We start from the raw sequence: 24,463 nt of genomic DNA, 5'->3' as shown, positions 1-24,463 counted from the left end.
TATGTAGTGGTCAATATTCTTGACCACTACAGTTAAATAACAATAGATGCCTAGACAAGCTGTGCGAGCATATCATCCGAGTAGTCGGTAAGTGCTTCGCCGGCTTTGACTTTAGCAACATACTCGGGGTTAGCAATTAGTGGGCGCCCTATTGCTAATAAATCAAATTTCCCAGCGGCTAAAGCGGCATTGCCCGATTCTGGGGTAAAGCCACCAACTCCCATTAAGATGTTGCTGTAGTGAGCACGCATGTAGTCAGATACCTTGCCACCTAAGTAATCAAAAGTCATATTATCGTCGAATATACCCACATGCAGATAGCATAATTCTCTGCTTTCTAAAGCTTGTAGTAAGTAGTCAAAAACCTGTTTGTCCCTTGGGTCAGATTCCATATTGAAATACGCTCCAGGTGAGAGACGAAGCGCCGTCCTTTGTGAACCAATCGCTTCGGATACAGCGTCTACCACTTGTAAGGCAAAGCGAGCCATATTTTCGGCATTTCCACCAAACTCATCCTCGCGCTGATTGCTGGCAAAGTGTAAGAATTGATCAATTAAGTAGCCATTGGCTCCATGGATTTCTACGCCATCAAACCCAGCTTCAAGCGCATTAATTGCTGCCTGACGATAATCTTCAACCAGCTCTTGGATCTCTTCCCGGCTTGCAGGCTTTGGTGTGATGTATTCGAGCTCTCGCATGCGTGGAACCGTGCCTTCTACACCTATTGCCGAAGGAGCAAGTACATAATCACCGTCATAGAAGTGCGGGTGTGCGACTCGACCTGTGTGCCATAACTGAAGGAAAATCTTTCCCCCATTTTGGTGAACGGCATCTGTCACTTTGCGCCATCCTAATATTTGTTCTTGAGTGTAGATGCCTGGAGTATTGGGATAGCCTTGCGCATCAGGTCGTATGATGGTTGCTTCACTGATGATAAGCCCTGTATCAGCGCGGCGCGCATAATACTTCACCATGTCATCAGTGGGGACAAGATTGGCATCAGCCATGCAGCGGGTCAAGGGTGCCATAATAATGCGATTGTTAAGGGTAATAGCGTGATTAAGTTTTATTGGTTCGAATAAATGTTGCATGATTTTTCCTTGATGATTTCTTGAATGTCCATTCAAGTTAGTCTAATTTGAATGAACATTCAACATATTTTTTGAATGTCTGTTCAAAATCCGTTAAAGTAGGGTGTTGTTGATAATTTAAATGTGAGTGATGATGCGCAGCGCAGAATTTGATCGTGAAACAGTGCTACGTTCTGCAATGGAAGCCTTTGTAAGTAAAGGGTATTCAAAAACCAGTATGCAGGACCTAAAAGCCGCAACAGGACTACATCCTGGCTCAATTTATTGCGCGTTTGAAAACAAGCGTGGGCTCTTGATCGCAGCGCTTGGCCAGTATCGTGATGACAAATCTCGTGAGTTTGAAGCCTTGTTCAAAGAGCAAGAAAACGTTTTCTATGGCTTAAACTGTTACCTAGATTCAGTGGTCGAAGAATGCGAGAAAGAAGCAATTAAAGACTGTTTATTGCAAAAGTCCTTGAGTGAATTGGCGCAGCAAGATGCGGAAGTCGAGCAGCTCATTAGCTCTATGCTACAAGACTGGCATCGCTCGATTGAGAACAAAATTTCTCAGGCTCAAGATGCGGGATACGTAAACAAGCATAAATCTGCCGGACAACTGACCCAGTTTGTCGTCATGGGTATTTACGGGATACGCACCCTTTCACATACCCAACCTAAACCGGGCGTGTTGAAAGAGTTAAAGCAAGAATTGATTCATTATCTTACCAGTTAGTAGCCTTTTATAAGGCGATATATATTGCCTTGATCGGTACTAAAAATAATCTCGCCTTTTGGGCTCACGATCACATGTCTGATCCGCTCTTTGAGATGCTCAAGAATGCGAGTTTCTTCAATCGCTGATTGAGTATTATCGAGAGTGATAACATTGATATGCGTGAGCTTTAGCGCTGGGGCGAGAAGTTTTCCATTCAACTCAGGGTAGTGGGTACCTCTATAAAGTAGCAGGCTTGCAGGAGCAATTGATGGAATGTAAACCTTAATTGGTGACTCTACTCCTTCTTTTTCTGTAGCATCAGCAACATTAATAGGTCCCCAATATTCCTTACCGTGTGAGGTTATTGGCCAGCCATAGTTAGCACCTCTCTTAATAAGATTGAGCTCATCACCACCTCTTGGCCCATGTTCAATTGACCAAAGGGTTTGTGACTCGTCATCATAATACAAACCTTGTGGGTTTCTGTGGCCAATGCTCCACAGCGCTTTTTGCGCATTGGGAATTGAGATAAAAGGATTGTTCTTAGCTGGGCTGCCGTCTGGATTAAGCCGCAAGATAGAACCAGCATGAGTACTAAAATCTTGCCCGTTTGGCCTTTCTCCTCTGTCACCAATACTCATAAATACATGATCTTTATCAAAAGCTAAGCGACTTCCGTAATGTCGGCTTGTGTCAGAATTAGAGGTTGAGGTAAAAATGGTTTCGAATTGAGAAAGTTTTCCAGATTGATAGAGAAAACTTGCTAATGCTGTGTCTGATCCGGTATGAGTTTTCTGGCTATACGTGACGTACAACTTATTTTTTTCAAATGGAGATAGTGCAATGTCTAGCCAGCCACCTTGGCCTGCTGAATACAGGTCAGATGGGTTCTCCATCAGTTTAGATGTCTCTCCGGTTATGGTACTAAGAGCGAGTATATGGCCATTTCTTTCAGTGACAAGCAATGTATTAGCATCAAAAAATGCCATGCCCCAAGGTACTTTAAGGCCTGATGCAATTTTCTGAGTTTGGTAACCTTGGCTATGCGCAAAGCTTACCCATGCGGTTAACACCAAGCATAATGCTGTTCTTATCACTGGCAACTCCTCCCTATTTACTCTGAGTATGAACCTCTAACCCAACTCTAGACAGCTTTTTATTTTATACAACTTGTTGCCTTATGAGGGATGAAGTATTGCTCCCAGAAACATGTTTTTCTGTTGCTAGCGTATGTCGTAGTGTCACAGCGAGGACCATAAGGCAAAAAACTTGGACTAAATTACCCCTCAGCGCATTTTTCAGATTGGCTTTATACAGCGGTTTCGTTACTATGTAGGGCTATTTACGAAGCCTGAAATCCCTATCGGGAAACCTTATGGAAACTACCAATAGGTAGATGAGGAAACGATGCAACATCTAGAAGAGATTATTGCTAATGCTAACGCTGCTATTGACGCAGCAGATTCATTAGTCGCACTCGACGAAGTGCGTGTACAGTATTTGGGTAAAAAAGGTGAGCTAACTGCTCAGCTTCAAAGCCTAGGTAAATTGCCACCAGAAGAGCGCCGTAGTGCAGGTCAAGAGATCAACAAAGCGAAAGGTGTTGTCCAGCAAGCGATCGCTGCTCGTAAAGATGCGTTGCAGCGTGCTGAGCTGGAAGCCAAATTGGCAGCAGAAACGATTGACGTGACTCTACCTGGTCGCCGCATAGAAAATGGCGGTCTGCACCCAGTGACTCGTACCGTTGAACGTATTGAACAGTTTTTTGGTGAACTCGGCTTTAATACTGAATCAGGCCCTGAGATTGAAGACGCATTTCATAACTTTGATGCGCTGAATATCGCAGAGGATCACCCTGCGCGTACCGATCATGATACTTTCTTCTTTAATCCAGATCTTATGCTGCGTACCCACACTTCAGGTGTTCAGATTCGCACAATGGAAAATGGACAACCACCGTTTCGTTTCATTGCTCCTGGGCGCGTATATCGAAATGACTACGACCAAACTCACACACCCATGTTCCACCAAGTGGAAGGCATGCTGGTTGATGAAAACGTTAATTTTGCCCAGCTTAAAGGAATTCTCCATGACTTCCTGTGTAACTTCTTTGAAGAAGAAGTTGAAGTGCGTTTTCGTCCTTCATACTTCCCATTCACAGAGCCTTCAGCAGAAGTGGATGTGAAAGGTAAGAATGGCAAATGGTTAGAAGTATTAGGTTGTGGCATGGTCCACCCAAATGTTCTTCGCAGTGTGGGCATTGATGCTGAAAAATACTCTGGCTTTGCATTTGGTATGGGCGTAGAGCGTTTAACTATGCTTCGCTATGGCGTAAACGATTTAAGAGCGTTCTTCGAGAACGATCTGCGTTTCTTAAAACAGTTCAAGTAATCTAGGGAACCATCACTATGAAATTTAGCGAAACTTGGCTTCGTGAGTGGGTAAACCCTTCGGTTTCAACAGATGAGTTGACTCACCAAATTACTATGGCAGGCCTTGAAGTTGACGATGTTCTGCCTGTCGCTGGCTCTTTTACGGGCGTTAAAGTTGGTCATGTTGTTGAATGTGGTCAACACCCTGATGCAGACAAATTACGAGTGACTAAAGTGGATGTTGGCGAAGCTGACTTACTTGATATTGTCTGCGGCGCACCAAACTGCCGTCAGGGCCTAAAAGTTGCTGTCGCAACGGTCGGTGCAGTACTACCGGGCGATTTTAAAATTAAGAAGGCAAAACTGCGTGGTCAGCCCTCTCACGGTATGCTTTGTTCATTTACAGAACTTGGTATTGATGTTGAATCAGATGGCATCATAGAGCTTGCTGAAGAGGCAGTCGTTGGTACAGACTTTCGCCAATTTTTGGGGCTTAATGATGTGACCGTTGATGTTGATCTAACGGCAAACCGCGCTGATTGTTTTAGCATTCGCGGTCTTGCTCGTGAGGTCGGTGTACTTAACCGTGCAGACGTCACTGAGCCAGCAATAAACCCAGTGGCTCCTGCTATTGACGATACAGTTTCTATTGACGTTAAAGCGCCAGCGGCATGTCCTCGCTATCTAGGCCGCGTGGTCAAAAATGTCAACGTCAAAGCCCAAACGCCGCTTTGGATGCAAGAGAAACTGCGTCGCTGTGGTATTCGTTCTATCGATCCAGTTGTTGATATTACGAACTACATCTTGCTAGAGCAAGGCCAACCAATGCATGCTTTCGATCTGAACAAAATAGACGGTGGTATCGTGGTTCGTATGGCAGAGCAGGGTGAAAAACTGACACTTCTTGATGGCAGTGAAGCGGAATTGAATGCTGATACGTTGGTTATTGCAGATCATAATAAAGCACTCGGAATTGCGGGAATTTTTGGTGGTCAAGATTCTGGTGTAACGTCTGAAACCCAAGATGTGTTACTAGAGTGTGCCTTCTTCGCGCCTGATTATATTCGTGGTCGTGCTCGCAGTTATGGTTTACACACAGACTCATCAATGCGCTTTGAGCGTGGTGTCGATTACGCCCTGCAAGCAAATGCGATGGAGCGAGCAACCGAGTTGCTGGTTGATATCTGTGGTGGTGAAGTGGCTCCTGTGGTTGCTGTTGAATCAGCCAGTGATTTGCCAACACCGAATACTGTCGCATTACGCCGAACTAAACTCGATCGCCTACTTGGCCATCATATTGCTGATGCAGATGTGGTTGAGATTTTGGAGCGTTTGGGTATGCAGGTTTCGACAACCGAAACAGGCTGGACAGCGACTGCACCAACGTGGCGCTTTGATATTGCCATTGAGCAAGACTTGATCGAAGAAGTGGGTCGTATCTATGGGTATGACAATATTCCAAATCAGAGCCCAGCCGCTGATCTAAAAATGCACGATCATGTAGAAGCGAATATTCCACTTAAACGTGTTCGTAACTTGCTTGTAGACCGTGGTTTCCAAGAAGCTATCACCTATAGCTTTGTTGAGCCAGAGCAACAAAAACTCATTGTTCCAGATGTTGAGCCTCTGATCTTACCTTTCCCTATTTCTGCTGATATGTCAGCGATGCGTCTGGGTTTGATTCAAGGTCTTCTCAATACGGTTGTTCACAATCAAAAGCGTCAGCAGCCGCGTGTTCGTTTATTCGAGTACGGTTTGCGTTTCATCCCATGTGAGTCTGCAGAAAACGGCATGCGCCAAGAGCCTATGCTGGCTGGTGTAATTGCTGGTGCTCGTAGTGAAGAGCATTGGGATGTAGAAACCAACACGGTTGATTTCTTCGATTTGAAAGGCGATCTTGAAGCCATTCTTGAACTGTCTGCGAATGAAAAAGCGTATTCTTTTGCTGCGGCAAGGCATCCGGCATTACATCCAGGTCAATCGGCGGCAATCATGGTTGATGGAAAAGAAGTCGGTGTAATTGGTACTGTTCACCCCGAACTTGAGCGTAAGTTTGGCCTCAACGGTCGCACTATTGTGTTTGAAATCGAGTGGTCTGCTATCAACACAAAGGTGATCCCAGAAGCGGTACAGCTTTCTAAGTTCCCTTCAAACCGTCGTGATATTGCACTGGTTGTTAAAGAAGAAGTTGCATCTGGCGATATCGTTGCAGCGTGTCTCGAAAAAGGAGGAGAATTCCTCACAGATGTTCGCTTGTTTGATGTTTACCTTGGTAAAGGGGTAGAAGAAGGCAAGAAGAGCCTTGCCATTGCCCTAAGTCTACAGTCAGTAGAGCGTACATTGGAAGACTCGGATATTGCAGGCGCAGTTGATGCTATTGTTGCTCATGTTTCCGAAAAATTTGGTGCTTCTCTTAGAGATTAATCAGCCTTATTCCTTATAATAAAAACCTGCCACAAGGCAGGTTTTTTTATTATTACATATTTAAAAAGAAGACTAACTTTCGTTTAAAATCACCATGCTTATTAAGCCTTAGGCACCAAACATCCCTCCAGAAATATTGTGGCACTTCATAAATTATGGTGATTAAATATAGAAATCCATAATCATTATGGATGTCATTATGGATGTCATTATGCTTGCCATTAAATAAAACTATTTGAAAATTTAATTTTAAATTCTTAATGATCAATTCTGTGAATGTAAAGATATATTCACTATCCTCAAAGTATTAATAAGAAAGAATAAATTACGTAATTCATTATTCATTTTTATTATTTATATAATAAATTTTCACATTGTTTTAGCTTAAAAATTGAATAATTTACGATCAAAAACACATAAAATTTACACTTTATGAACATTTATTAAACCAATATCCCATAGTGATATTATTGTTATTTATTTTGTTAAATTGATAACGCAGTATTTTGAATGATATTTGAACACATAATCGTTTGTTAAATAATCCAATCTATTCAGTAAGAAAACGATCTGATGAGGTATAAATATGAAATTCAAAAAAACTGCTCTCGCTACATTATTGGCTTGTAGTTTTACTGCAAATGTTCTTGCAGAAAAAATAGGTGATGCACCAGAAGATTTTACCTACATAAGTGAAGAAGCAAATGAAGAAAAGTTTGTTTTAAGTACAGATGAGTGGGCTGCCATTCAAATTTTTGCTGCGACAGCTAGGGCACTCCCTATTACAGAAGATGACATGCGCAACGAATTTTTATTAGGTTCACTGGACTTTGGCAGTAACTACCAAGAACTTTTGACAAGTTATCAGAGCGTGCATGATATTTCTGGGCAGTGGCTAAATGCGGGTGGTTATAGAGATCAAATGGTCGGCTTAGCCACAGATATTGTTATTTACTCAGATGACGTTTTAACTGGGAGTGAGCGTATTTCACTTTTCGTTGACAGAATATGGTCAGCCATCTTGGAAGATGATCTTGCAGCGGGTGACAGATATTTAACCGTTACTCGTACACTGCTGGAGAAAATGCTAACGGATACTCAAGAATATTATGATAAGGCTGATGATCTCGGTACAAAACTTACAGAGTTTGTTAATACGTTAGATGCAGAAGATCAAGAGCTACAAGAAGTTCAGTCGACAAATGCGGATATTCTTGAAAATGACGGCTCAGCGACAAAAGATGAGATTGACGCTCTACAAGATAGAATTGAAGAAGTAAATAGGGAATACAGTAAGTGGGTAAAAGTAGCAGCAACGTCTCCCGTCTATTCTACGGTTGCGTTTCCTTTTGGTTTAATCGCGTCGATTGGCGCGGCCTCCGGCGGGACAGCGCAAGCTATTGCGTTAAAGAATGAAATCGGATTCATCAAAGAAGACATTGAAAACCTGTCCAAGCGCCTCAGGACAGAGGAGCTGACTTACGCATCATGGCAGCTTGCCAATAGCAGTATTACTAACACCCGAGATCAACTATCAGAAGCACTTAATGCACTTGAGAAACTCAAAGGTGCTTGGGTACTCGTTGTTGCTCAGCTTCAAGCGGCACTTGACGGAATACAATCAGCAAATAGTGAAGATGTTATCAATAACCCAGATTTGCTGACTGCTTTAGCGCTAACCGCTTCAGAACTTGAAGACTTGGAGACCCGCTGGGGAGAAATTAAAGAGTCTACAGAGGAATGGGTACGAAATGCTTACGTGACTCAAAGCAACCAATAGCAGCACTAAGGCAGCCACAGATTAGGCTGCCTTAAATTTTTCCCACTACGTTGATGGAGTAACGCTTATGTTTTTTAAAAAGAGCAAAATTCTTACTGGGTTGCTGCTAGCAAGTTTTGGCGTGTCAGCGAATCCATGGTCTGATTTTTATGATGTTTCTGTACCAAGTTATATGCCTGGTCAAACAAAAGAAGTGACAGACGTTAGTAGTCGAAAAGTGGTTAGACAAGCGATGTTGCTTGATTCTGCGGAGCTCAACAAAACCTTTGAGCAGTATCCAGACAGAGGGCGGTATATTTTTATTGCCGATACATTATTGCTTGATGAAGTAGTTTCGCAAAATATCCAAGGCAAGCATATTGTGATACTAGCTCGTTTTATCCAGGGCGAGGGTCTGATTGGTTTTAGTCAATTAGAAGATGCCAATACATCGGTCACTATTATTGCGGATAAAATTGATGCCGGAATACTGATTACTTCACATGAAGGAACGGTTACGCGAGTTGAAGACAAAGGGGAGAATTTCAAATTTACCTATAGAAACTTACTTGGTAGGGAAACCGTTAGTTATGATAGCGAAAGTATTGAAAGTATTATTGTACAGTTAAACGAAGGTAGAGATTATATTTTTAACCTTGCTTATGATTATGGTTTGTCTGCGTATGACAGTAAGCCTCAGCTTAGTATTGATATACTAGAATGGTATGCGAATTTATTAGCAAGCAGTGATGCGCTGATTAATGAGGAAAACGCTTGGAATTTTGACGATACCTTTCGCGCTCTAAAAAGCTTGAGTCTATTTTATTCTTCCTCTCAAAAAGATCAGAATTTTGTTCCAGTACTTGATTTAAATTTATATTCCAATAGCTATAGTCAAATCTTGGACGCGATGGAAGCATTTCAGAGCGAATATGATCAGTTTGAGAACCACCAAAATGATATTCAAGCTAGAAAAGACAGTGCACGTTTGATGTTGGATAAGTTAGATAATGCATTGAGCGCCCAGCACGCGATTATTGAAAACCAAGAAAGGCAGATTGCCTCTTTCCAAAATAGTATCGAGAACAAAATTGAAGGATTTAAGGAGCAAGAGGGTGTCGTCGAAGTTGCAAAGCAGAACTTCAGGCAAGGCATTATTGACTACCAGCGTAAGTTTATAGCTGGTATCGCTATTGAAGTGTTTAGCTCATTGGCCGATCTAGGCTCGTCGGTGATCTCTGCCTTTACGATTGGCCCTGCTGGAATAGAAAGCGCAGCTCAAGCGATAGGTGATGCAGCTCAAGATGCTCAGCAAGCAGTGACGATTTCAAAACGTTTAGAGCAACTGAGTAAAGATATTAAGAAGATTAAGGATCTCAGTGCCAATCTAGAGACCATATTGAAACTGATAAAAAGCAATCAGCTGACCGCAGAGCTTAACGGACTGATGAGGGAAACAGAAATCGATATCCCTGATCTCGGTTCGTCGAGTACTGGTTGGGAGCTTGCTAGAATCGATATTGATACTGCGCTGGGCGCAGCTCAAGAGTTGGGTGTTTTAGGTACAAGAGAGTACAAGAATGAGCTGAATAAACTTATGACTTGGGGCTCGAGTGTTTCGGGTTTGCAAGTCAAGGCTGTCATCGCAACCTATAGGTTAACCGAGCTTCAGTTAGCCAAAGAAGCGATTGAAAAAGACTATGATAGTGTTGTTCAGTACATAAACGACTTGGATACGGATGAGCAAGCTCTGCAGGAAGTCGAACAGTATCTGTTTAGAGCATATAGTTTGTTTAAACGCCCTCTTTATGGCGCAATGCTCAACTATAACGCGGCATATAAGTATCATACATTCGAAGATAGTACAGTTACTCCGCGTATTAACGCCAGCTACTTAGAATACAACCAAAACTTGGTCTCTATGGATGAACAGCTCACTCATGCTATCGAGGGTTTTTATGAAAATCCTCCTCAGAGTTTTTCAATCAATGCAGACATTAATGATCAAGCAATACTGGATCAATTAAAAGAGACTGGTGAATTTAGCTTTATTATTAATGAGCAAAACCATGAAACGTTTGGCCAGGGTATTTTTAATAATAAAGAAAGAGTGCGCCTAGACAGTATTGGTGTTGAGATCTTTGGACCAGAGCTAGCAGATGGTAGATATGAGTTTCAATTAACCCATACCGGTGAGTTTAGAGATTTTTATAAAAATCAATCATATATATTTAATACTAAGGAATCTCATCGTATATATTCCTACGAAAAAGAGGGAGATGAATATAACGTGATTACTCCCGGTGACATATCAGAGAACTTTGGTAAGTTCATTTTCAAACCCACGCCGTTTTCTACTTGGACGGTCAAATTATTCGAGCATGAAAAAGTCGACTTAAGCAAAGTTGAGAATATTAAGCTTTCCTTCTCTGGAGAGTGGGTAACGCCCGAGTTTTAGATTTCAATTCTTGTCCTTGCGCTATATAGAAGTGTTATAGCGCAATCTAAACCTCATTATTATTAAAACCTTAGATCTTAAGAGGCAACTATGGATTGGTGTAAAGCAGTGTTAGCAGCGTCATGTATGCTGGCAGTACACAATGTATCATTGGCAGAAAACTATAATGGGTTAGGCAATTTGGATGTATTCACATCTGAAAGCGATGACGTCCTATTAAACGAAGAAGAATGGATTAAATTGAATATGTTGGCTCGCAGCGCGAGTACACTACCAGTTACTCAAGAGAGCATGCGTAAGCGTTTTTATATGAGTAATTACGTGGCCTTCGATGGAGTCTATCAAGACTTGCTGTCTAACTATCAAAATATCAATCATATATCGAGCGATTGGTTAGGAGACACTGGCTATCGCAATAGGATGATTACTTTGGTTGAAAACCTTATTGAGTACTCTCATGAGGTGAATGATTCTTCTATTGGGATGTTACAGCAAACACAACTTATTGTTGAAGCGGCGGAGAATGCAGATTATTTAGCGTTTGAACGGGTAAAAGCTGATTTACTCGCAATATTAGAGGCAATGCTTGAAGATGCGACTAGGTATTACCAAGATGCAGATTCACTCGGGCATGGCTTAACCGACTTCATCAATTCTCTTGATGCTCAGGTACAAGACCTCCATCGATTGCAAAGTTCAAACAAAGACATTCTTGATAATGACGGAAGTGAGGCCAGTAGAGAAATTGATGCCCTAAAACAAAGAATCGATGAGCTAAATAGTGAATATCGTAAGTGGGTAACCGTAGCCGCAACAACGCCTACTTATGCGTGGATTTTTCCTTTTGGAACGATTGCCGCAATAAGCACCGCAGGTGCGGGCTCTGCTAAAGCAGTGGCTTTGAAAAATGAAATTCAGTCTATTCGAGAGGATGTTATTGCTTTGAGAGAGGAGATGGCACACGATCAAGCTGTTTATTTATCATGGAACATTGCCACAGATAGCATAGAAAACATACTAGAAAGCACACGCTCTGCGTTGGCGGCGCAGCAAAGATTGAGAGGCGGTTGGGCACTCATTTCCAGTCAACTAGAAAGTGTTATTAAAGGAATTAATGACATAAACAGTGATGATGTTCTTCATGATCCAGATAACTTTATTGCAGCTTACTTAACTGAATTAGAGGTCGAAAAACTACAATCCCGATGGGAAAACCTCGGCAATGAAGGAGAAATTTGGTTGGCCAACTCTGATGTAACAGGCATATCTTCAACACAATTTAGTGTACCAATTCGAAGCGACCTGGCCGATGAACTGGGTATTTCATACTCAACTGAAATTACAGAATATACTACGGGCTTATCCTGGCCTACCTATGATTTTCAACAAGCGACTGACCTATGTAAAAATCAAGGTATGCGTCTGCCAACCAAATTTGAACTAGAGGAACTACAAGCTTGGTTTAAGCAATATGAAGATATTGATCCTAATGTATGGCCAGTTGCCAGCCATTATTGGTCAGCGACGATTGACCCTCAAGGACGTTACTATACGGTTGGCGTAGATGGTGGAGGGTCAAAACTCTATCCACACGGTCATCAATACGTTGCTTGTACTGGTGGTGAAGTGCTAAACGCACCTGTTCCGCCTCCGCCAGAAGTTTCCAATGAATTTTCGTTGCCCTTAACAAAGGAAGAAGCCGACAGAGAAGGGTACACTTATACTGGCTATAAATCTGAGATAGATTTTGGGCCTAAATGGGTAACCTTTACTTATGAACAAGCGAAGAATATGTGTCAGAGTAGAGGTATGCGCCTACCCAATGCTGAGGAACTAAGCGCTTTTTCACAACAAGGGGCAGTGGGCTGGCCAACTCACAGAGTGTATTGGACCGATAATAACCCGATAGACTATAACTGGGATTACACTATGTATATCAGTAATTCGAATCCTATTGTATCTATGAAATCTTGGACAGGATACGTTTCCTGTAAGTAATGTGCTCAACCTTCATCGATTGATTATTAGATATTAATTGTTAAGCAGTTAGCGTTAAATAAGATGTTAACTGCTCATTTCAGAAATAGCATTCATCTCGATCTCTAATAGTGTTGATGATGAGAATTGCTGGTGGAAGCAAAACTATCTGTGCGACTAGTTTAGCAACACTGGACCAAAACATAATGATGATAAGAATATCATTATCTTTCACCCCGAAGTAAGCTAGAGCAAGAAACAATTTTACATCAACTAAAGAGACAACAATCGTCGATATTGAGATCCTAATACTGATGCTATTAATCTTTAATGACGAGAATATTATGCCAAACATAAACGTAGAGACAAAGTAGGCACAAAGAGATGCCAAATAGACCCGATAATTATTCAAGCTATAGATCAAATTGAAGCTTTGACTGTAGTTTGAATTAGGATCTGAGTCGGGAGTAATGGACGCTAAGTACATCATGCTTATAAAGGTGAGGTACCCAAGGTAAGCCAAAGTTATGCATCTAAAATATGTCTTGGGTGAGCGGGTTGCGATAATAATCGAAGAAAAAAAATAAACAAAGGGGTAGGTAAAGAAGCCACCGGTTAAGTGAATACCTAGTGCCTGTATCGCTTTGGTGGAAGCCAAGTTCGATGTTGTAAGGAAACAAAACAGGCCAAGAGTTGCTGCTATAGTTGAAGTTTCTATCACCCTCAAAGACTAACACTCCATGATGTGGTAAATGGCGATAAAATTTTCATTGCTTATCTTTAGCTTTCTTCTGACTGAAGGAGCGAGTAAGCTTTTCATCGAGATGGTGACTGGAATATCAGATATTTCCATTTCGACGGTTTTATCTTCAACATTGATAGCACGAATTCTGTCATCAGAAATACAATACTGTCCGCTATGAAGTTTGACGTCATGCCTATCAATATAGGCATGCTCAAACATTTCTTTACCAATAAAACCTACTAACCCATCGATAGAATATAGATTGGATTGTTTTTTTCTTATCTTAAATAAGTTAAATCTTGACATTTTTAAGTTGCATGATTGGATAGTTATCTTCGTGAATTATCCTGTTGGAAGATATGAAAATGAATTTATTGTCTTCTTCAATGACTTTCCTAAGAACAACTTCCCCTGATGGTGTGGTACAAATATAGTGATTTTTGTTTTTTAAAGGAAGAGAGAATTTTTCGAATATTAGTTGACTACTTTTAGGTAAAGTGTCGATGAGTGTGTTGTTTTTTATGTATATGTTTGTGTTATTTTTTTCAGATAGCGGAATTATATCAGAACTAAGTCGGTCAAAATGGCATGGTGGAGCAGCATCATCCGATAAGTCGGAGAAAGTAATGTTATAATAGTCACATATTTTTCCTACAGTTTCTATTGTTGGATTACTATTTTTACCGGAATACAAACTATACAAAGTACTATACTTAATGCCCATTTCTTGAGCGAGAAATTTAACGCCACCGGTATCATGTTTACTGTCGGTTATAAGTCTTATTATTTTATTTATCATTTTAAACTAGCCAAAGTGTGATTACATTCATGTTAGCGTCGATTTAATAGTTATTAATCTATTTTTGACACTTGTATATTTTTATTTTTAATTAATTCTAATGTTTTATTATAAATTATCCAGCATTAATTTCTCCTAAAATAAATATTAAAAATGAAAATTTACAACTTAACTATCAGAAAATAAATTTATGTTATAAAGTAACGTTAAATATAGTTTCAGGGTAAAAGCTAGGCTTGTGGTTCACATAACAATATTTATTGGATAACGCCTTTGTAGACCTCATTAAATATGGTACTGTGAATAAATACAGTGCATGAGCGAGGTACTGTATGTTGGTCTGAACATAGAGTAAGAGAGTACAATCATGGACATTCGTCATAATGAAGGCTTTACAGTAACAGGATTTGCTGTCCGGACTTGCAACCTATCAGAGCAAGTAACATCGACTGCAAAAATAGCGCTACTTTGGCAGCATTTTTACCAGCAAGCTTCAGTACACCTAGAAGAACAGTCGTGTGTCTATGGTGTATACAGCAATTATGAATCGGATGTTTCAGGGAAATACGATTTGACAGTTGGTGCAACCAGTATGCCTCTTGATTGTTTAGATGACCAAGTAGAGCTCGCCGTACCTGCTGGTAAATACCTAGTATTTTCTGCTAAAGGTGAGATGCCTGCTGCGGTGATTAATTTGTGGCAAGAGATTTGGACATATTTTGCTGATAGTGATTGTCTTCACAAGAGGGCTTATTCATACGACTATGAAAGATATCTTGATGATTCATCCGTTGAAATTTGTATTGCGATTGATTAGTCCTAACACTCTGGTTGGCTGCTGAGTTTTATCTGTTGATAAGCTTAATTTTTACTAACTCAAGCCTTTGATAAACTGGTTTTTCCGGGCTTTTGTACCAATCTGCAGGCATCGAATCTCCAAGCCTAGCTTTGCTAAGCGCGGCTTTTTCCTTGTGAGTAATGACAGCGTAGTCCAATAGCTGGTTAAGAATTCGCTGTAGGGATTGCCTCGTCAGTCGACCGTCGCGCCAATATCGCTTTATTTCTCCGATGATAGTTTGGTGAGGTACTACGGGTTCTAATATGGCGTTTTCGATAGCAGTGACCTTGGCAGAGCGCGCGCTCATCAAGCGTGCGCTTTCCCAATCAGGTTTGTTTTTACGAGTTAGGTAGTTTTCTCGAAAGCAAAAGTAGCTGAAAAGAAAGCGTTCTATACATTGCCAGCGCTCAGCTTGCGCTTCTATATAAATGTGTTCAAATTCGATATCGAGATCAGTCATGGCTGCTTTATTCTTCTGCGCTTATGACGCATAGCTTGGTTTATTTTTGTTTGCTTTTGGAGTGCTATGCTTTTGTATCACAGATACAAGCTGTGCAAGCAAGAGTATACCAGAAACGCCGAGACCAATACCGATCCCCCCCCAGACGCCGGCTAAACCGTACTCTCTGAGTAATAGCCAAGCTGAGGGCAGGCCGAATAACCAATAACCAATGGCTGTGACGAAAGTCGGCGCTAAGACAATTTTCATCCCTCGAAGTAGGTTAATAGCCAGCAACTGCCATGCATCAACAATAAAGGATAAAGCGACAACCCATATCACCCCAATCAATAAGGTGGATAGCTCAGCATCTAAGTTAAACATTGCGCAGATAGCTTGCGGGTAACAGATAAAGAGTGCAGCAAGTATCGTACTTAGACCTGTGGTGATGATAAAGCTGCGTTTGACCGTGCGCTTTATACCCGTAAAGTTGTCTGAACCATAATCTTGCCCAACAAGGATGGCTGCAGCTTGAGACAAGCCGAAGTTGATATTCCAAGTAAAACTCAGACATTGAATAAGGATTTGGTGTAGTGCGAGTGCTGCTACACTAATCGCTCCTGCCATTAAGGTGCCACCATAGATCAATCCATGCTCAAGTAAAGCCGCAATCATAATTGGTATACCAAGAGATAATAACGGTTTGAGCAGAGATAGAGAATATTCGTCTAAATTCTTCCAAGGTGAGAATGCTTGATATTCCGCACGTTTGAAAACCCAATAACCATAACCCAGCATTACGACTAGGGAAGCTAGCGCAGTCCCTGCTCCCAAGCCAGCCAAACCAAATCCCAAGGTAAATGCAAGTAGGTAACTTAATGGAACATTGAGCACAACAGTTAAAAATGACATTACCATGATAGACCGAGTGCTACCGAGAGCGCTGGTTAAACCACGAAGTACAAGTAAAATGAGTGAGGGTAGCATCGCCCATTTTAGTGTGTCCAAGTAGCTCATCGCAGGGTCAATTAACTGCTCAGGTTGATTGGCGATGAGGAGCAAGTCAGGAACGTACCTGAAGCTTAGCGTTAGTGCTAGGGTCAAAATAATAGACAGTAATACGGCTCCTTTGACGGCAAAGCGAATTTGCTGATTACCGAAATCCGGTCTCGCGATTCTTTGGCCGTAAGCGATGGCAATCAGGTTTGCAACACAGCCTACACAGCTGCTTGCGATAATAAAGATAAAGCTATAGACAGAGGCACCAAGCCCTCCAGCTGCTAGAGCCGAAACACTGAGTTGTGACATCATCCAAACATCAGTTAAAACCAATGCCATGGTAATGAGTTGTGAAATGATGAGCGGGAATGCCAATGAGAGAATTTTTTTCATTATATGCCTCGTGTCTGAATGGGCATAAGGTATGCTTTTACTGTGTAGCGTTCAAATGATATTTATGTCATGCTTACATGAGCTGAGATCATGTGAGAAGCCGATGTCCACTTATCAATTTCTTCCATATTCGCATAATGGATTGAAAGTATTTGAATCCGTAGCGCGTTTGATGAGCTTTACCAAAGCTGCCGATGAGTTAAATGTCACCCAAAGTGCCATTAGTCGACAAATAAAGCAGCTTGAAGATGAGTTAAATGTTTTGCTTGTTGTACGTAAACACAGGTCGATTGCCCTAACTGACAGGGGGAATGAGTTATATCAAAGGCTCAATAATAACTATCGTGCATTGGACTCCTTAATTGGAGACTGGTCTAAAGCGTACAAACAAAGGATTGTGATAAAAAGTGCGCTAAGTTATGCGACTCGAGTTTTGCTGCCTAAAGTGGTTAGCCTCAATGAAAAGTACCCAGAACACGAAATTGTCATCATTCCCGCTATTGAAGAAGATCCTGATTTGGATTCAGGAGATTGTGATTTATGGATAGTAAACACATGTAAAAGCGATAAATATATAGGTAAGAAAGGCGTTACGTTTTTGCGAGAGGAGTATATGGCACCCGTATACGCCAATTCGCTATCAGAGCAAAATGTACCGCTCCAAGATGTACTCACCTTGCCACATTTGCATGCTACGCTCGACCATCAAGACTGGAAACATTGGTTGACTCAGGCCAACCTTCAAGGAATAAAGGAAGGTAGAGATACGGTTTTTTATAGCTTAGACTTAGCACTCAGTGCGTGTATCGCGGGTCAAGGGGTAACGGTCACTGACTTATTGTTGGTGTTACCAGAACTTAATCGTGAGTTTCTCAAATGTCCAAACGATATGGTTTTACAACATAGTCAATGGCAATACTTATGTTATCAACCTAATCAAAGTCCGATTATCGATGAGATACACCATTGGCTCGTTGAGCAAACCCAAAACGAGTTGGGTCAGCTCAAAGCTATGTGTGAAAGTTTTGGCTGGGACAGCCGGCAAGTAAGCTGGGGTTAACTTTAGCAGCAATTGCAATTGCGCTTATATTTGCTCAATTTCCCAATGCCCGGATTAAAGGTATTGGTTGGGTCTAACAAATGGTAGAAAGCTTGTAGTTGCTGTTCCGCCTCATAGAGATGTCCCACGTTATGCTCCGCAGGGTATTTGGCACCTTTCTGAGTAAGGAGCTCGAGCATCTTGTGTTTGATCTTTTTCGTGTCAGCGCCTTTTTTAAAGATATAATCCTGATGAAATACATGGCACATAAAGTGACCATAGTAGAGAGCCACCACCAGGTCTTTTGTGATCTCTTTTGGTAGTTGTTCTACCCAATCAAGATCATTGCGACGCAGTGCGACATCAAGTGCCAATATATCTTCTACCTCATTCGAATGTACAGTTTCATACCGGATTGCTGCCCCTGCGGCAGCAAAACGATGGAGTAGGGCTTTCTTACTTTCGTCTTGGCTACAGATGAAAAAGCCACAGTCTTGTTGCTCTGACCATTCCTCTTCTAGATAGGTTCGCGCTTCTTCAATACCACCATCACTCATCTTAAGAATCAAATGGTGCTCATATTTGTCCCTAAACTCTAACATGCGTTGTGGCAAGTGTTGTGGGAATAGCTTACTCATCCAATACATAAACATATCTGGTAGATTGTGGGAAACAAAGGGAAAACGTTTGAGTAAAGCTTCTACCTGAGCTTTAAGCGCGAAGAACTTGGGCAGCCTTTCAGTGCCTAAATGATGTATAGAAAGAAAAACATCTTTACCATAATGTTCAGCAAGGTTAAATATCTCTCGGTGCATGTATTCGCCCATTTCGGGAAGGTGCTTGAACTTGCTTAACATATCTCGTCTAAGTTTGCTTAGCATGGCGGGATCATTACAGCCAATATAAAACACTTGCTCTTTATTTGGTATTGGGTTGGTATCAACTCTCACTGCAAAGACAGCTAATTTGCCTGCGCAGCCACTGGTCTCAAATAGTCGCCTCGAATCTGCATTAAATCGAGAAGGAATATCTGAGTCTATATCGCGCACTCTCCGTTCATATTCCTTATCAGACGCCATGGCATCTGTGTGTTTGATATTCTCTTGTGTGAAGTTTCCGTGTTCTATATTGGTAAGAATATCTTCAGGTGTTTCACCAAGTCCTTCTATTCCAAGGTGGTTAACCAGCTCTAATTCGCCTTCTTTATTAACCTGTCCAAATAGCGCGAGCTCCGTGTAGGCTGGACCGCGTTTAACCAATGCACCACCTGAGTTGTTGGCTATTCCGCCGACAACCGTCGCGCCAATGGATGAAGAACCAATAACGGAGTGTGGGGCACGATTGACCTTTTTGAGTGTTTTTTCTAATTGGTGGAGACTAACCCCAGGTAGGCTAACAACTTGTTTGCCGTCATCGATAACATGCAAGGTATTGATGCGCATGATGTTGATCACAACGACCTCACGATCATAATCTTCACCACTAGGGGTAGATCCTTCTGTGAGCCCAGTTTTTGCCGCTTGCATGATGATGATGCAATTGGCTTTGACGGCCGCTTGTAGTACGCGCCACTGCTCGACCAGTGAACCAGGAAAGAGTATTGCAAGCGCTTTTCCTTTCCCAGAACGAAAGCCAGAACGATAGTAATCTGTTTTTTTATCACCTGTTAATACGTGTTGTTCACCAACAATATCTACAAATGTCTGAATTATTGCTTGTTTGTCCATAATTTTCTTTAACTTCCAGCATGTAGGGCTTTAGTTTTTGACAGTCTAAAGTTGAAATGAATACAACACCACAGTGTCACTCAAGAACTTGACTAAAGTCTACTACGGCTAACTCGCTAACTGCTCTTTAAATTCTTTTATATCAGTCTATTATAGTGTTTAAGCTGTTTGATTAGTGAATCTAAGAACAATGTGTTTTTCCCAAAGGAATGTAATATTTATGGTCAAATAATTTACTTTCTTTTTATCATAGTTTTTTAACTGCGCTGTAAATGAAGTGCTCATGCTGAACAAACTGCGACAAAGCGACCATACCAATTGTGAGTGGAATGATATAGATTGATTTAATAAACAAATTTTATGAGAGAGTTAATATGAAAAAGATACTCCACTTATTACCTTTATTGTTATCCTCTACTGTCTGTGCGTCTAACCATCAGATAGGCTTAGCTGTGGGTTACGGTGATACTGAGGGCGCTGATAACTGGGCTGATTCAGGTTTTGCGGTAAAAATAGACTACGCTTACCAGTTTCATCCTAATTTTGCCGCTGAATTTGGTTATGCTGGTGTTGAAGGCATGACAAGCAATGTCATAACTTCCCTTTTTGGCAGCACGACGCAAGAAGTTAGCTATTCTACAGGTTTCGCTGGAATAAAATCAGGTATATCCCCTGTTTCATTCTTAAACTTTTACGCTGTTGGTGGGGTAAACTACTCTGAGGTTAAAAAAACCTATACGCCTACAGGTGGTATACAACGTACTGATTCTCATACTGGCGTTAATCCATATTATGGTATTGGTGGGGACTTAATACTTTTTAGTCGTGTGGGGCTAAACTTGGAATACCGTAAGTTTGTTTTGGCAGATAACTTTGATTCAGATGCAGTATTTACGGGGATAAATTTTAGATTTTAACCTTAGACTTTTTCAGTACCTTGACTCTGGGTCTGCACCTAATCTGACCTCCTAACTGTTGGATTGACACTGATATGAGCAATTAGGTTTGAATTCAAAATATTTTAAAGGCACATTATAAGTTAACCATGTCAATTACCCTGAGAACTTGTTAATGACGTCCATAGATCAGCAGTTAGCCAAACTGAAAGTCATCCCTGTTATTGCCATAAATGATCTCAATGATGTTGTTCCTTTGGGGCGCACACTTATTGAAAATGATCTGCCATGTGCAGAGATCACGTTTCGTACCGATTTTGCCACACAAGCGATACAACAGCTTCGAGCTGTCTATCCGGATATGTTGATTGGAGCTGGCACTGTGTTGACGATAAAGCAAGTGGATGACGCGATTGAGGCGGGCGCTGATTTTATTGTCAGTCCTGGTTTTAACCCTAAAACAGTGCTGTACTGTTTGGATAACAATGTCACTATTATCCCCGGAATCAATAATCCTAGCTTAGTCGAGCAGGCAATGGATTTTGGTTTGAAAACCTTGAAGTTTTTTCCAGCCGAACCCTCTGGTGGCACCGCTATGCTCAAAGCTCTGTCAGCGGTTTACCCTGTTAAGTTTGTGCCCACAGGTGGAATAAGTATCGATAATATAAATGATTACCTTTCTATCGATTCTGTGCTGGCCTGTGGTGGGACATGGATGGTTCCATCCAAGCTTATTGATCAAGGATGTTGGCAGGAAATAGGAGAACTTGTAAGACAAGCTTGCTTAAAACTTACCTAAATTAAATAACGCTAAATCGTGTTTAAATTGTCATAAAACCAGAGTCTCCTCAGCCAAGTGGTCTACACAGAGCTGATGGAATATCTTAGCCTGAGGTGAAAGCGTTCGGTTTTTAAGTGTGAAAACGCCTATTTGCCTCTCTATTTTTGGGTCTGATAATGGCAACCAAGTTAGAGATGATGTCTTTAGTGGGAAGGCAAGTTTGGGCAAGGTTGTAATACCAATTCCGAGCTCTAGAACCGAATACAGAGAAGTAATATTTTCCACCGAATACAATGCTTTTTGACTTAATACTCGAGCTGGCGTTGATTCAAGCAGGCTGCAAGTGCCGTTGCGTATAAAAGGCTCGTTTTGTATAGATTGCCAATCTATTTCCTGACGATCGATGGCAATAGGGTTGTCTTTTAGACATACCACACCGATTGGATCAGACAGTAATGGGGTCAAGCTGATCGCATCTTGGTTAAGTGCCGAAGGATTGCCCAAGGCTAAGTCAACTTCTCCAGATAGAAGCCTAGCTTCCACACCTGCTACATTATCATCAATTAAACTCACTTCGACATTGGGGTAGGTTTTATTGAATACACCTAAAATAGTCGGGATAAGTTTTGCGGCAACAGAAGGTACGCTAGCAATACGTACTTTTCCTTGTTGGCCACTTGCGATAGCTCGCAGGTCGCTATCGAGCGCAGCATATATATTAAGAAACCTTGCTACCTTGGGTAGACATAGTTCACCGAAGGGCGTTAACTCGCATTTGTTGCCTGCTTCAAATAGCGATTGCCCCAAGATTTTCTCCAGTTCTTTTATCGATGTTGATAGTGCTGCTTGAGAGCGATTTGCTCGATGAGATGCGGCGCGAAAGCCCCCTTCCTCGACGACCATCACAAAATGTCGTAATTGTTGCAGTTTGATACTCACTGATTTTCTTCCCAACCCATTCTAGCTAGTAGCTTCACACAAAAGTGATAAAGTTTATTTATCAAATGAATAAAATTTACCGTTGGATTTATCGCATGTCAAAGTGCAGGATTTAACTTTTAGACACAAAGATGTAACAAAGGTTAAAAGCCAGTGAATACAAGAAATAAAAAATATCCGATTAAAACAGAGTTATATGCATCAAAGGCTCCTCTTGAATGGGCTGTTGTGGGGAATGGCACCTTATATACGGCACAGATTCCGATTGATGCTAATGGTGATGTGGTTACGGGTGGAATAGAGGCACAAACTCGCCAAGTATTTAGCAATCTTATTCACACCCTTGAATGTGCTGGCGAGTCGTTGGATTCAGTGTGCCAAGTCATGATTTATGTGACAGACCATCAATATCTAGAGTCCGTCAATCGGCTCTATGCCGAGTATTTTGTGTCACCTTATCCGAATCGAGCAGCAATTGTTGTCGCAGGTCTAGCCCGAGAAGAAATGCTGGTTGAGTTTGTTGTCTATGCATCCGTGACCGACAACTATTAATCCCAAAGCGGCAAGTGAGCCAGTCTAGAAGTTATCAAGCCAATTAAGGAAGTTCCTATGTGTTTATTTGACAAGATAAAACCAGAGCAGTCACTTTTTATTCAAGGAGAGTGGCAATCAGGTATAGATACCGTTTCTAATATTAACCCTTCCGACATCAGTGACACTTTGGGCGACTTTGCTCAAGCAAGTAAAGATCAAGTCGAGCAAGCAATTCAAGCTGCCAAGCAAGCCCAGCCTTTATGGGAAAGAACATCGATCGAACACAAACAATCTGTTTTACAAGCGATTGGTAATGAGTTGATTGCCCGTTGTGATGAATTGGGTCAGTTACTTTCTAGAGAGGAAGGTAAGCCTTTTGCCGAAGGGCGCGGTGAGATATATCGGGCAGGACAATTCTTTCAATACTTTGCTGCCGAAGTGTTACGCCAAATAGGTGATACCGCAGATTCGGTTCGTCCGGGCGTTTCTGTGGAAGTGACACGTGAAGCTATCGGTGTGGTTGGTATTATCTCTCCTTGGAATTTTCCAACCGCTACCGCTGCATGGAAAATTGCGCCTGCTTTGGCTTTTGGTAATAGTGTGGTTTGGAAACCAGCTAATCTCACTCCGGCAAGTGCGGTCGCATTAACCGAGATCATTCACCGCCAGGGCCTACCAGCAGGTACATTTAATTTAGTTCTAGGTTCTGGCTCCGTTGTCGGTAACACTTTGATTCATTCGCCTGATGTTGCTGGTATTAGTTTTACAGGATCGGTCGAAACTGGGCGTAAAGTGGCGGCTGCAACTGCGCCTAATTTTGTTCGATGTCAGCTGGAAATGGGCAGTAAAAATGCGCTAGTCATCGCCGATGATGCCGATCTTCAAATTGCGATTGAAGCGACGATTGCAGGTGCTTTTTCAGGAACAGGTCAGAAATGTACTGCGTCTTCAAGACTTGTTGTGATGGATAATATTCATGATGCCTATGTTGAAGCCTTGATAAAGAGGATGAGTGAGATAAAAGTTGGGCATGCGTTGGAAAAGGGTATTTTTATGGGCCCTGTCGTGGATGGTGTCCAGTTAGAGGCTAACTTAGATTGGGTTGAGAAGGCTCGTCAAACCGGGGCTGAGCTTGCATTTGGTGGGGAACGACTCGCACTAAAACATCAGGGCTACTATATGGCACCAACTCTTTTCATAAACACTCAGAGTCATTGGGATATCAACCAAGAAGAAATCTTCGCTCCTTTGGCAAGTGTTATACGCGTGAAGGACCTCGACGAAGCTATTCAAGTGACCAACGATACTCGCTTTGGTTTAACCGGAGGCATTATTACTCAAAGCCTTAAAACTAGCACCATTTTCAAACAGCAATCTCAAACTGGATGTGTGATGGTTAACCTACCTACTGCCGGAACAGACTACCACGTGCCATTTGGAGGACGTAAAGAGTCCAGCTTTGGACCTCGTGAGCAAGGTCAATATGCTAAGGAGTTCTACACTGTTGTGAAAACCGCTTATCAGCGTCCTTATTAGGGTCTTCTTATCGGCAGCAAGCT

General features: G+C 41.7%; 21 protein-coding genes. 12 read left to right on the top strand and 9 right to left on the bottom strand.

The genetic code is table 11. From position 1 onward, the window contains the following. Positions 1-50: 50 nt before the first annotated feature. Positions 51-1,091 (bottom strand): alkene reductase, encoded by a 1,041-nt coding sequence (locus DPF90_RS06565; RefSeq protein WP_114785533.1) that lies wholly within the window; start codon positions 1,089-1,091, stop codon positions 51-53. Between the two features lie 133 nt (positions 1,092-1,224). Here DPF90_RS06565 and DPF90_RS06560 point away from each other — a divergent pair, with 133 nt between their 5' ends. Then, on the top strand, positions 1,225-1,803 hold the full coding sequence (locus tag DPF90_RS06560) for a TetR/AcrR family transcriptional regulator (protein ID WP_114785532.1): 579 nt from the start codon (positions 1,225-1,227) through the stop codon (positions 1,801-1,803). Here the strand turns inward: DPF90_RS06560 and DPF90_RS06555 are convergent. Beyond that, positions 1,800-2,888, bottom strand: a complete 1,089-nt coding sequence (locus DPF90_RS06555; protein WP_205395171.1) for a PQQ-dependent sugar dehydrogenase — start codon at positions 2,886-2,888, stop codon at positions 1,800-1,802. The genes DPF90_RS06560 and DPF90_RS06555 overlap by 4 nt on opposite strands. 304 nt (positions 2,889-3,192) lie before the next feature. Here DPF90_RS06555 and pheS point away from each other — a divergent pair, with 304 nt between their 5' ends. From pheS to DPF90_RS06530, 5 genes are all read left to right on the top strand, one after another. Next, on the top strand, positions 3,193-4,176 hold the full coding sequence (gene pheS, locus DPF90_RS06550; protein ID WP_114785531.1) for a phenylalanine--tRNA ligase subunit alpha: 984 nt from the start codon (positions 3,193-3,195) through the stop codon (positions 4,174-4,176). 17 nt (positions 4,177-4,193) lie between these two features. Then, on the top strand, positions 4,194-6,581 hold the full coding sequence (gene pheT, locus DPF90_RS06545; RefSeq protein WP_114785530.1) for a phenylalanine--tRNA ligase subunit beta: 2,388 nt from the start codon (positions 4,194-4,196) through the stop codon (positions 6,579-6,581). A gap of 586 nt (positions 6,582-7,167) precedes the next feature. Next, positions 7,168-8,361: an alpha-xenorhabdolysin family binary toxin subunit A gene (locus DPF90_RS06540; protein WP_114785529.1), complete on the top strand. Its 1,194-nt coding sequence runs from the start codon at positions 7,168-7,170 to the stop codon at positions 8,359-8,361. Between the two features lie 67 nt (positions 8,362-8,428). Beyond that, the gene (locus DPF90_RS06535; protein ID WP_114785528.1) at positions 8,429-10,798 is read left to right on the top strand and encodes a hypothetical protein; all 2,370 of its coding nucleotides are present in this window, start codon (positions 8,429-8,431) and stop codon (positions 10,796-10,798) included. 90 nt (positions 10,799-10,888) lie between these two features. After that, a complete protein-coding gene (locus tag DPF90_RS06530) occupies positions 10,889-12,796 on the top strand; it encodes an alpha-xenorhabdolysin family binary toxin subunit A (protein WP_114785527.1) in 1,908 nt (635 codons plus the stop codon). A 79-nt stretch (positions 12,797-12,875) separates the two neighbouring features. Here DPF90_RS06530 and DPF90_RS06525 read toward each other — a convergent pair whose 3' ends face one another. From DPF90_RS06525 to DPF90_RS06515, 3 genes are read right to left on the bottom strand one after another with little or no spacing between them, the layout of a single operon-like run. Then, a complete protein-coding gene (locus tag DPF90_RS06525) occupies positions 12,876-13,496 on the bottom strand; it encodes a VUT family protein (RefSeq protein WP_240314480.1) in 621 nt (206 codons plus the stop codon). A 9-nt stretch (positions 13,497-13,505) separates the two neighbouring features. After that, positions 13,506-13,826: a hypothetical protein gene (locus DPF90_RS06520; RefSeq protein ID WP_114785525.1), complete on the bottom strand. Its 321-nt coding sequence runs from the start codon at positions 13,824-13,826 to the stop codon at positions 13,506-13,508. Beyond that, a complete protein-coding gene (locus DPF90_RS06515) occupies positions 13,813-14,319 on the bottom strand; it encodes a helix-turn-helix domain-containing protein (protein ID WP_114785524.1) in 507 nt (168 codons plus the stop codon). Before DPF90_RS06515 ends, DPF90_RS06520 begins: the two co-directional genes overlap by 14 nt. A 367-nt stretch (positions 14,320-14,686) precedes the next feature. On the opposite strand from DPF90_RS06515, the gene DPF90_RS06510 reads away from it, so the two are divergent. Then, entirely contained in the window at positions 14,687-15,136 is a 450-nt protein-coding gene (locus DPF90_RS06510; protein WP_114785523.1) for a GyrI-like domain-containing protein, read from the top strand. Positions 15,137-15,164: 28 nt separating this feature from the next. On the opposite strand, the gene DPF90_RS06505 is transcribed toward DPF90_RS06510, so the two are convergent. Continuing rightward, on the bottom strand, positions 15,165-15,617 hold the full coding sequence (locus tag DPF90_RS06505) for a hypothetical protein (protein ID WP_114785522.1): 453 nt from the start codon (positions 15,615-15,617) through the stop codon (positions 15,165-15,167). A gap of 21 nt (positions 15,618-15,638) precedes the next feature. Beyond that, positions 15,639-16,988 carry an MATE family efflux transporter gene (locus DPF90_RS06500; protein ID WP_114785521.1) on the bottom strand — a complete coding sequence of 450 codons (1,350 nt, stop codon included), beginning with the start codon at positions 16,986-16,988 and terminating at the stop codon, positions 15,639-15,641. 103 nt (positions 16,989-17,091) lie between these two features. On the opposite strand from DPF90_RS06500, the gene DPF90_RS06495 reads away from it, so the two are divergent. After that, entirely contained in the window at positions 17,092-18,048 is a 957-nt protein-coding gene (locus tag DPF90_RS06495; protein ID WP_114785520.1) for a LysR family transcriptional regulator, read from the top strand. 2 nt (positions 18,049-18,050) lie between these two features. Here the strand turns inward: DPF90_RS06495 and dld are convergent, their stop codons facing one another. Further along, the gene (gene dld, locus DPF90_RS06490) at positions 18,051-19,754 is read right to left on the bottom strand and encodes a D-lactate dehydrogenase (RefSeq protein ID WP_114785519.1); all 1,704 of its coding nucleotides are present in this window, start codon (positions 19,752-19,754) and stop codon (positions 18,051-18,053) included. A gap of 374 nt (positions 19,755-20,128) precedes the next feature. Between dld and DPF90_RS06485 the strand changes: the two genes are divergently transcribed. Further along, complete coding sequence (locus tag DPF90_RS06485; RefSeq protein WP_114785518.1) at positions 20,129-20,671, top strand: outer membrane protein; 543 nt, start codon at positions 20,129-20,131, stop codon at positions 20,669-20,671. Positions 20,672-20,825: 154 nt separating this feature from the next. After that, a complete protein-coding gene (locus tag DPF90_RS06480) occupies positions 20,826-21,449 on the top strand; it encodes a bifunctional 4-hydroxy-2-oxoglutarate aldolase/2-dehydro-3-deoxy-phosphogluconate aldolase (RefSeq protein ID WP_114785517.1) in 624 nt (207 codons plus the stop codon). A 30-nt stretch (positions 21,450-21,479) separates the two neighbouring features. Here DPF90_RS06480 and DPF90_RS06475 read toward each other — a convergent pair whose 3' ends face one another. After that, the gene (locus DPF90_RS06475; RefSeq protein ID WP_114785516.1) at positions 21,480-22,370 is read right to left on the bottom strand and encodes a LysR family transcriptional regulator; all 891 of its coding nucleotides are present in this window, start codon (positions 22,368-22,370) and stop codon (positions 21,480-21,482) included. Positions 22,371-22,523: 153 nt separating this feature from the next. Between DPF90_RS06475 and DPF90_RS06470 the strand changes: the two genes are divergently transcribed. Together DPF90_RS06470 and DPF90_RS06465 are read left to right on the top strand one after the other, a co-directional pair. Next, positions 22,524-22,922 (top strand): RidA family protein, encoded by a 399-nt coding sequence (locus DPF90_RS06470; RefSeq protein ID WP_114785515.1) that lies wholly within the window; start codon positions 22,524-22,526, stop codon positions 22,920-22,922. Between the two features lie 57 nt (positions 22,923-22,979). Further along, entirely contained in the window at positions 22,980-24,440 is a 1,461-nt protein-coding gene (locus DPF90_RS06465; protein WP_114785514.1) for an aldehyde dehydrogenase family protein, read from the top strand. The last annotated feature ends 23 nt before the right edge of the window (positions 24,441-24,463 follow it).

Source organism: Vibrio tetraodonis, from assembly GCF_003350295.1.
Classification (GTDB): Bacteria; Pseudomonadota; Gammaproteobacteria; order Enterobacterales; family Vibrionaceae; genus Vibrio; species Vibrio tetraodonis.
This window is presented reverse-complemented; position numbering and strand designations above follow the sequence as displayed.

Excerpts from the sequence above, each read along its gene's own strand:
- DPF90_RS06565 (WP_114785533.1), bottom strand. The coding sequence starts at position 1,091 with ATGCAACATTTATTCGAACCAATAAAACTTAATCACGCTATTACCCTT.
- DPF90_RS06560 (WP_114785532.1), top strand. The coding sequence starts at position 1,225 with ATGCGCAGCGCAGAATTTGATCGTGAAACAGTGCTACGTTCTGCAATG.
- pheS (WP_114785531.1), top strand. The coding sequence starts at position 3,193 with ATGCAACATCTAGAAGAGATTATTGCTAATGCTAACGCTGCTATTGAC.
- pheT (WP_114785530.1), top strand. The coding sequence starts at position 4,194 with ATGAAATTTAGCGAAACTTGGCTTCGTGAGTGGGTAAACCCTTCGGTT.
- DPF90_RS06540 (WP_114785529.1), top strand. The coding sequence starts at position 7,168 with ATGAAATTCAAAAAAACTGCTCTCGCTACATTATTGGCTTGTAGTTTT.
- DPF90_RS06535 (WP_114785528.1), top strand. The coding sequence starts at position 8,429 with ATGTTTTTTAAAAAGAGCAAAATTCTTACTGGGTTGCTGCTAGCAAGT.
- DPF90_RS06530 (WP_114785527.1), top strand. The coding sequence starts at position 10,889 with ATGGATTGGTGTAAAGCAGTGTTAGCAGCGTCATGTATGCTGGCAGTA.
- DPF90_RS06520 (WP_114785525.1), bottom strand. The coding sequence starts at position 13,826 with ATGTCAAGATTTAACTTATTTAAGATAAGAAAAAAACAATCCAATCTA.
- DPF90_RS06515 (WP_114785524.1), bottom strand. The coding sequence starts at position 14,319 with ATGATAAATAAAATAATAAGACTTATAACCGACAGTAAACATGATACC.
- DPF90_RS06510 (WP_114785523.1), top strand. The coding sequence starts at position 14,687 with ATGGACATTCGTCATAATGAAGGCTTTACAGTAACAGGATTTGCTGTC.
- DPF90_RS06505 (WP_114785522.1), bottom strand. The coding sequence starts at position 15,617 with ATGACTGATCTCGATATCGAATTTGAACACATTTATATAGAAGCGCAA.
- DPF90_RS06500 (WP_114785521.1), bottom strand. The coding sequence starts at position 16,988 with ATGAAAAAAATTCTCTCATTGGCATTCCCGCTCATCATTTCACAACTC.
- DPF90_RS06495 (WP_114785520.1), top strand. The coding sequence starts at position 17,092 with ATGTCCACTTATCAATTTCTTCCATATTCGCATAATGGATTGAAAGTA.
- dld (WP_114785519.1), bottom strand. The coding sequence starts at position 19,754 with ATGGACAAACAAGCAATAATTCAGACATTTGTAGATATTGTTGGTGAA.
- DPF90_RS06485 (WP_114785518.1), top strand. The coding sequence starts at position 20,129 with ATGAAAAAGATACTCCACTTATTACCTTTATTGTTATCCTCTACTGTC.
- DPF90_RS06480 (WP_114785517.1), top strand. The coding sequence starts at position 20,826 with ATGACGTCCATAGATCAGCAGTTAGCCAAACTGAAAGTCATCCCTGTT.
- DPF90_RS06465 (WP_114785514.1), top strand. The coding sequence starts at position 22,980 with ATGTGTTTATTTGACAAGATAAAACCAGAGCAGTCACTTTTTATTCAA.